We start from the raw sequence: 7,480 nt of genomic DNA, 5'->3' as shown, positions 1-7,480 counted from the left end.
ATTTAATATATGTTGACAACTTTGAAAATTGAAAAAGAAAAATATTTTTTGAAATTGAAAAAATAGAAGGATTCAAACGATTTTCAGAGGATTGTTCAGATTGTCCAGAATTTGCTGAACTTCTTCGAAATCGTTCGGATGAACTTTGAGTTTGATTCCACCCAGCGCAGTGCTGTACAAGGGAACGACAGACAGTGTCATTTCGTTTTCAAAAAAATAAGGAATCCCTTCCTGTTCTAATAAGTGTTTCAGAACCACGGTTTCGTGTAAATAATTGAATACAGCAATGGTTTTAAAGCTTTCCATATCAGGTCTTTTTGTAAAGATACTCAAATGAATAGTACTAAAATTTGTTCTTAGTACTAATTTGAATAGACGAATTGCAACGGCTTCCAGAAAGTTATATTTTTAATAATTTATTTGTTAAAATATATAATCTGATATCTTATTTGTAATTTTAAACTTTTAAGAAAAGATATATGAGTAAGAAAATTAGAAAGCCGATAAAAAAAGAGAAAGATTTCTCCAGTAAAATAGTAAAAATTTTATCGCAAAGCCCTAATAAAGGATTCAACTACAAACAAATAGCAGCAAAACTTGAACTTGACGATACTAAAAGCAGAAATCAGATTATAAAGGATTTAAAAATCTTAGCCGCTTCAAAGAAAATTATTGAATCAGAACCGGGTAAATATTTAGTAAAAGCCGAAAGTCAGGATTATTACGAAGGAACAATTGATATGACCAGCCGAAAAACGGCCTATTTTATTTGTGATGAGTTTAGCGAAGATGTATTTATTCCAACTAATAATTTAAACAGGGCATTAGACAAAGACAAAGTTAAAGTTTATGTGTACAACCGAAGAAAAGGTAAAAGACCTGAAGGTGAGGTAATTAGTGTTGTAGAAAGAAATAAAACAGAATTTGTTGGAGTAATAGATATTCAGGCCAACTTTGCTTTTGTATCCACTGCAAACCCTAAGATGTATACGGATATTTTTATTCCAAAAGATAAAATAGGAGAGGCAGAAAATGGTGATGTTGTTTTAGTTACCATTGAAGATTGGCCAAAAAGAGCCGATAGTCCGTTTGGATCTGTATTAAGAGTTTTAGGAAAACCCGGAGAACACAATACTGAGATTCATGCTATTTTGGCTGAATACGGTTTACCGGCAGATTTTCCGGTAGAAGTGGAGGTTTATGCTCAAAAAATTGATACCTCAATTCAGGAAGCTGAGATTGCAAAACGTCGTGATATGCGTGATACACTTACGTTTACGATAGATCCAAAAGATGCTAAAGATTTTGATGATGCCTTATCTTTCAAAAAGTTAGAGAACGGAAATTATGAAATTGGAATTCATATTGCCGACGTTTCCTATTATCTGGAAGAAGGAACAATCTTAGATGATGAAGCCTATCAACGTGCCACTTCGGTTTATTTGGTGGATAGAGTAGTACCAATGCTTCCGGAAGTATTGTCTAATTTTGCCTGTTCATTACGTCCAAATGAAGAGAAATATACTTTCTCAGCAATTTTTGAAGTTTCTCCAACTGCACAGGTTATTAACCAATGGTTTGGAAGAACTGTGATTTATTCTGATCAGCGATTTGCCTACGAAGAAGCACAGTATATAATTGAAACAAAAGACAATACCATTCCTGTTGATATCTCAATTACCGGAGAATCGTATACAGTTTCTGATGAAATTACGGAAGCCACTTTAAAATTAGATGAGTTAGCAAAGATTTTGAGAAAGAAAAGAATGGCCAATGGAGCCATCTCTTTTGATAAAGTCGAAGTAAAATTCAACCTGGATGAAGAAGGAGAACCGGAAGGAGTGTATTTCAAAATTTCAAAAGATGCCAATCATCTGATCGAAGAATTTATGCTTTTGGCCAACAGAAAAGTAGCAGAATACATTGGTAAACAAAAGAAAACATTCGTTTACAGAATCCATGATGAACCTAACGAAGACAAATTAATTGCGATGCAAACCGTAATTGCTAAGTTTGGTTACAAAATAGATTTTAGAAACAAGGGAGATATTTCGAAATCATTGAATGCTTTGATGGAAGAAGTAAATGGTAAAAAGGAGCAGAATTTAATTGATACTCTGGCGATCAGAAGTATGAGTAAAGCCAAATATTCGACAGAGAATATTGGTCATTATGGTTTAGCTTTTGATTATTACAGCCATTTTACATCACCAATTCGTCGTTATCCGGATGTTATGGTACACCGCTTGCTGCAGTATTATTTAGACAATGGAGCTTCTGTAGATGAAGAAGCCTACGAAACAAAATGTTTACATTGTTCTAATATGGAAAGTTTAGCTACTAATGCTGAGCGGGATAGTATCAAATACATGCAGGTGAAATACATGCAGGATCACCAGGATGAGGAATTCCTTGGTGTTATTTCCGGTGTTACAGAATGGGGAATCTATGTGGAGATTGTTTCCAACAAATGCGAAGGAATGGTAAGAATCAGAGAGATAAAAGATGATTATTATACTTTCGATGAAAAACAATATGCATTGGTTGGAGCCACTTCAAACAGCATTTTACAATTAGGAGACGAAATTTATGTAAAAGTTAAAAATGCCGATTTAGTTAAAAAACAGTTGGATTTTCATTTTTTAAGAAGAGCAGAATAGAAGTTTAATTTAAAAGAATAGAAGTATGAAAAAGTTAATTATAGTAGCTGCAATTTTATTGGTTCAGATGTCTTTTGGTCAGGTTACTAAGGAGTTAGGTGATTTTGATTCCGTTAAAGTATTTGATAAGTTAAGTGTAAAATTAGTTCAGTCATCAGAAAATAAGATTGTAATTAAAGGAGCAAGAGAATCAGAAGTCGAAGTTGTTAACAAGAAAGGTTTATTAAAATTAAGAATGCCTTTTCCTAAGTTATTATCAGGAAATGATTTGGATATTACTGTATATTACAAACGTTTAGAGCTTATAGATGTTAATGAAGGAGCCAGCGTTAGTAGTAAAGATGTTATAAAAGCAACAGTATTTAAAGTAAGTGCACAAGAAGGCGGAACAATTAATGTTGAATTAAATGTTGATAAACTCAATGTTAGCTCCGTTTCCGGTGGTTCAATTACTTTAAGTGGTAAAGCCGATAATCTAGATGCAGGTCTTGGAGCCGGTGGTTATTTGCTGGCAAGTAAATTAAAGACCTCACAAACGAAAGTAAGCGTTTCTGCGGGAGGAAAAGCAGATGTGAATGCTTCAACCCTTGTGGATGCAAAAGTGAGCGCAGGAGGCTCTATTTACATTTATGGAAAACCGAAACAAATCAATCAAAAAACGGTTTTTGGAGGTAAAATCGAAGAAGTAAAATAAGAAATTGTATTTGAATGATAAATGATATTTTGGCTGGACTGCCATGGGGACTTTTTTTAAGTTTTATGGTAGGTCCGGTATTTTTTATACTATTGGAAACCAGTATTACTAAAGGATTTAGAGCTGCATTAGTTTTTGATCTTGGTGTTGTATTAGGTGATATTTTCTTTATCGCAATTGCTTATTTGGGAAGTTACAGACTGATTCAGAGTTTAAAAGACAAACCGGCTCTTTTTATTTTTGGCGGAATTATTATGCTGGCGTACGGTATAATTTCTTTCGTAAGACTAAAGAAAGAAGCAAAAATAAACGACGAAGAAATCGATCGTGATATTATTAAAAGAAACTACGGTAGTTTATTTGTAAAAGGCTTTTTACTGAACGTTATTAACATTGGAGTACTTGGTTTCTGGTTAGCGGTTATTATTTCTGTAGGACCAAAATTAGAAATGCAAAATTCAAGAATGTTTACTTTTTTTACTTCGGTTATCATTACTTATTTAGTAGTTGATTGTCTTAAAATATTATTAGCCAAACAGTTAAAATCTAAAATGACACCGACGAATATCCTAAAAATTAAAAAAGGTATTAGTATTGTCTTGATGGTTTTTGGTGTAGTTTTAATGATTCAGGGTTGGTTTCCTAAAGAAAAAGAAATGGTTAAAAACGCTTTCGAAAAGATTGAAAAGTAAGTTGTTGATAACTCCAAATTATAAAATTAAACCTCTGTATATCAGAGGTTTTTTTGTGTTTATAAGTCTCAGTTTATTCAACTAAACTCAATAGGTTTCTAAAACCTGTACTGTTTGCTATTGTTAACAACGTTATTTTGCGAAAACTTTGTCATTTCGACCGAAGGGAGAAATCACATTAGAAACTCCGCAAACTAAGTCGACAATCTTTGTCGATTAACTGGTGTGATTTCTCCTTCCTCGAAATGACAAGATTGTGTATAATTTAATGCCTCAAAAAACTCTAAATTTCTTTAAAGGTTTTAAGATATCATTCGGATTCGAACATAAATCTTTATTTAATTTTTTCTAAAAATTACCATAAAAAAAAGAGACACATTTCTGTATCTCTTTTAGAGGCATCGTTTGGATTCGAACATAAATCTTTATCTAATTTTTTCTAAAAATTGACATAAAAAAAACCTCTAAATTTCTTTAGAGGTTTTAGAGGCATCGTCCGGATTCGAACCGGAGTAGGAGCTTTTGCAGAGCCCAGCCTAGCCGCTCGGCCACGACGCCATTACTTGAACGGATGGCAAAAGTAACTAAAATCTTTAAATTTCAAAAGTTTCAAAGTAACTATTTTAAAAAAATAGCATTTTTAAAGAAAAATTTATTTTCTAGTTTCCGTCATTTTTATAGTAACTGTTTCAACATCACCACCAATAGGAGGATTTATCTTAGAAACCCAAACAGTAGTTTTTTCTATCATTTCAATCTCCGAAAGTACACGATTATTGATTCTTTTGGCTACATGCTCTAATAAATGAGAACGAATTGCCATTTCTTCGGTTACAATTTTGTTCAAATGAACGTAATCAACAGTATCTAACAAATGATCTGTTTGTGCTGATTTTTGTAAATTAGTTTTGATTTTTAGATCGACTGTGTAATCAGATCCAATTTTTCCTTCTTCAATTAAACATCCATGGTAGGAAAAAGTACGGATGTTTTTTAATTTTATAACTCCCATTTTTAATTTTAGTTTCAGGTTTTATGTTTCAAGTTTCAGGTTTCATGTTAAGTTTCTAAAGAAAACCGAAAACTGTAAACCGAAAACTGTAAACTTTTTTATCTTTGCTAAAATTACTATAAAATAATGGCATCAGAAGAGAAATCACTCAATTTTATTGAACAAATCATAGAAGAAGATTTAAAATCAGGTCTTTCTAAAACCAAGCTTCATTTTCGTTTTCCACCAGAACCAAATGGGTATTTGCACATTGGGCATGCAAGTTCTATTGCATTAAATTTTGGTTTGGGACTTGATTATCAGTCACCTGTGAATTTACGTTTTGACGATACAAATCCCGAAAAAGAAGAGCAGGAATTTGTTGATGCTATAAAAAAAGATGTAGAGTGGCTGGGATATACCTGGTCAGAAGAACGTTATGCTTCAGATTATTTTCAACAATTATACGATTGGGCAGTTCTGTTAATTAAGAAAGATAAAGCTTATGTAGACAGTCAGTCTTCAGAAGAAATGGCGATTCAAAAAGGAACTCCGTCAACGACAGGAACTGATAGTCCGTACAGAAATCGTTCAGTAGAAGAGAATTTAGAGCTGTTCGAAAGAATGAAAAATGGTGAATTTGAGGCTGGTACTCATATTCTTCGTGCCAAAATAGACATGAAATCAACCAATATGTTGATGCGTGATCCTATCATGTACAGAATTTTGCATAAACATCATCATAGAACAGGGGATAACTGGAAAATCTACCCAATGTACGATTGGGCACATGGACAAAGTGATTATTTAGAGCAAATTTCACACTCCTTTTGTACACTGGAATTTTTACCTCACCGTGAATTATACGATTGGTTTTTAGACCAAATTTTTGAAGATAATAAACTACGTCCGAAGCAGAGAGAATTTGCCAGACGTAATCTTTCGCATACAGTTGTTAGTAAAAGAAAATTACAGCAACTAGTTAAGGAAAAACATGTTAACGGTTGGGATGATCCCAGAATGTCAACCATTTCCGGACTAAGAAGAAGAGGTTATACTGCTGCATCTTTGCGTAATTTTGCTAATACAATTGGTATTGCAAAACGTGATAACCTGATCAGTGTATCGGTTTTAGAATTCTGTATCCGTGAAGATTTGAACAAAATTGCACCACGTGTAATGGCCGTTTTAGATCCGGTAAAATTGGTAATTACAAATTATCCTGAAGGAAAAGAGGAGTGGTTGGAAGCCGAAAATAATCAGGAAGATGAAAATGCAGGTTTCAGAAAAGTACCTTTTTCAAGAGAATTGTATATCGAAAGGGAAGACTTTTTAGAGGAAGCGCCTGCTAAATTTTTCCGTCTTACTTTAGGAAAAGAAGTACGTCTAAAAAATGCTTATATCATTAAAGGAGAAGCTGTTATAAAAGATTCAGAAGGTAATATTACAGAGATTCATGTAAGTTATGACACTGATTCTTTAAGTGGAAGCGGGACAGAAGCAAGTCAGAGAAAAGTATCCGGAACCTTACATTGGGTTTCCATTCAACATGCAGTTGAAGCAGAAGTTCGCATGTACGATCGTTTGTTTACAGATGAAGCTCCGGACAGTTATAAAGAGAAAAATTTCTTAGATTTTGTAAACCCAAATTCGTTGGAAATAATTACTGGATTTGTGGAACCAAGTTTAGCTACAGCTCAAAATGAAGATAAATTTCAGTTTCAACGTCTGGGTTATTTTACAGTGGATAAAGATGCAACTCCTTCAAAATTAGTATTTAACAAAACGGTTGGACTAAAAGATGCCTGGGAAGAGAAGGGGAAAAAAGAAGAAAATAGTATCAACAATTCTTTGAAGGATATCAATAAATATTTCAAAGTGGAGACAAAAGCGGAACGTATTGCCATTGAAAGTGCAATAGGGGAGAGCATTAAAAATGTTTCCAGCTTTTCGTTGTTGCAAAATTCTTTAAAGAAGAATATTAACAATAATAAAGGATCATTGTTGTTTGCTCAGTTTATTCTAAAATACTCAAGTTTAAAATCTCCTGATTTTGAAGAAGACGATATTAAAAAATTATACACCATGTCTCTTAGAAGTGAATCTACTTATGTGAGATCTAAAGCACTTTTAAATTTAAGAGATTTAGAAAATGAAAGTTTAAGAAAGCAATTTGAAGAAGATATTTTGAAGTTACATTCAAATCCTCCAAAAAATGCTTCGGAGAGAGAAATTGAAATTCTTTCTGAAATGATTCAAAAATAATATCAAAGTAATCTATTGAAAAGCGCTTTTTATAAGCGCTTTTTTTATTATTTATGTTTTCTATTAATTTTTAAAAATCATAAATTTTTTAGATTAAAAACAAGCTTCATAAGTTGATTTTAAGCTAAAAAAAAACTTCTTTCGATTCATTTATCATCTTTATAAAAACAGTTAAAAA

6 protein-coding genes and 1 tRNA gene are annotated in these 7,480 nt (G+C 32.6%); 4 read left to right on the top strand and 3 right to left on the bottom strand.

The genetic code is table 11. The features are described 5' to 3' along the window. Positions 1-72 precede the first annotated feature (72 nt). A complete protein-coding gene (locus JO950_RS20440; protein WP_017498760.1) occupies positions 73-306 on the bottom strand; it encodes a putative signal transducing protein in 234 nt (77 codons plus the stop codon). Positions 307-479: 173 nt separating this feature from the next. On the opposite strand from JO950_RS20440, the gene rnr reads away from it, so the two are divergent. Genes rnr through JO950_RS20425 form a run of 3 tightly spaced genes read left to right on the top strand, consistent with a single transcriptional unit; the run spans position 480 to position 4,046 of the window. Further along, entirely contained in the window at positions 480-2,660 is a 2,181-nt protein-coding gene (gene rnr / locus JO950_RS20435; protein WP_202704284.1) for a ribonuclease R, read from the top strand. 25 nt (positions 2,661-2,685) lie between these two features. Continuing rightward, positions 2,686-3,354: a head GIN domain-containing protein gene (locus JO950_RS20430; protein WP_202704283.1), complete on the top strand. Its 669-nt coding sequence runs from the start codon at positions 2,686-2,688 to the stop codon at positions 3,352-3,354. A 14-nt stretch (positions 3,355-3,368) separates the two neighbouring features. Beyond that, positions 3,369-4,046: a LysE family translocator gene (locus JO950_RS20425; RefSeq protein ID WP_070906235.1), complete on the top strand. Its 678-nt coding sequence runs from the start codon at positions 3,369-3,371 to the stop codon at positions 4,044-4,046. A gap of 487 nt (positions 4,047-4,533) precedes the next feature. Here JO950_RS20425 and JO950_RS20420 read toward each other — a convergent pair. Next, positions 4,534-4,604, bottom strand: a tRNA-Cys gene (locus JO950_RS20420). A 94-nt stretch (positions 4,605-4,698) separates the two neighbouring features. Continuing rightward, positions 4,699-5,058 (bottom strand): dihydroneopterin aldolase, encoded by a 360-nt coding sequence (gene folB, locus JO950_RS20415; protein WP_202704282.1) that lies wholly within the window; start codon positions 5,056-5,058, stop codon positions 4,699-4,701. 126 nt (positions 5,059-5,184) lie between these two features. Here folB and JO950_RS20410 point away from each other — a divergent pair, with 126 nt between their 5' ends. Continuing rightward, positions 5,185-7,302: a glutamine--tRNA ligase/YqeY domain fusion protein gene (locus JO950_RS20410; protein ID WP_202704281.1), complete on the top strand. Its 2,118-nt coding sequence runs from the start codon at positions 5,185-5,187 to the stop codon at positions 7,300-7,302. Positions 7,303-7,480: the final 178 nt, after the last annotated feature.

The organism is Flavobacterium sp. UGB4466 (assembly GCF_903469665.1).
Lineage (GTDB): Bacteria > Bacteroidota > Bacteroidia > Flavobacteriales > Flavobacteriaceae > Flavobacterium > Flavobacterium lipolyticum.
Note: the sequence above shows the minus strand (reverse complement) of the source record. Positions and strands in the feature narration are given on the sequence as shown.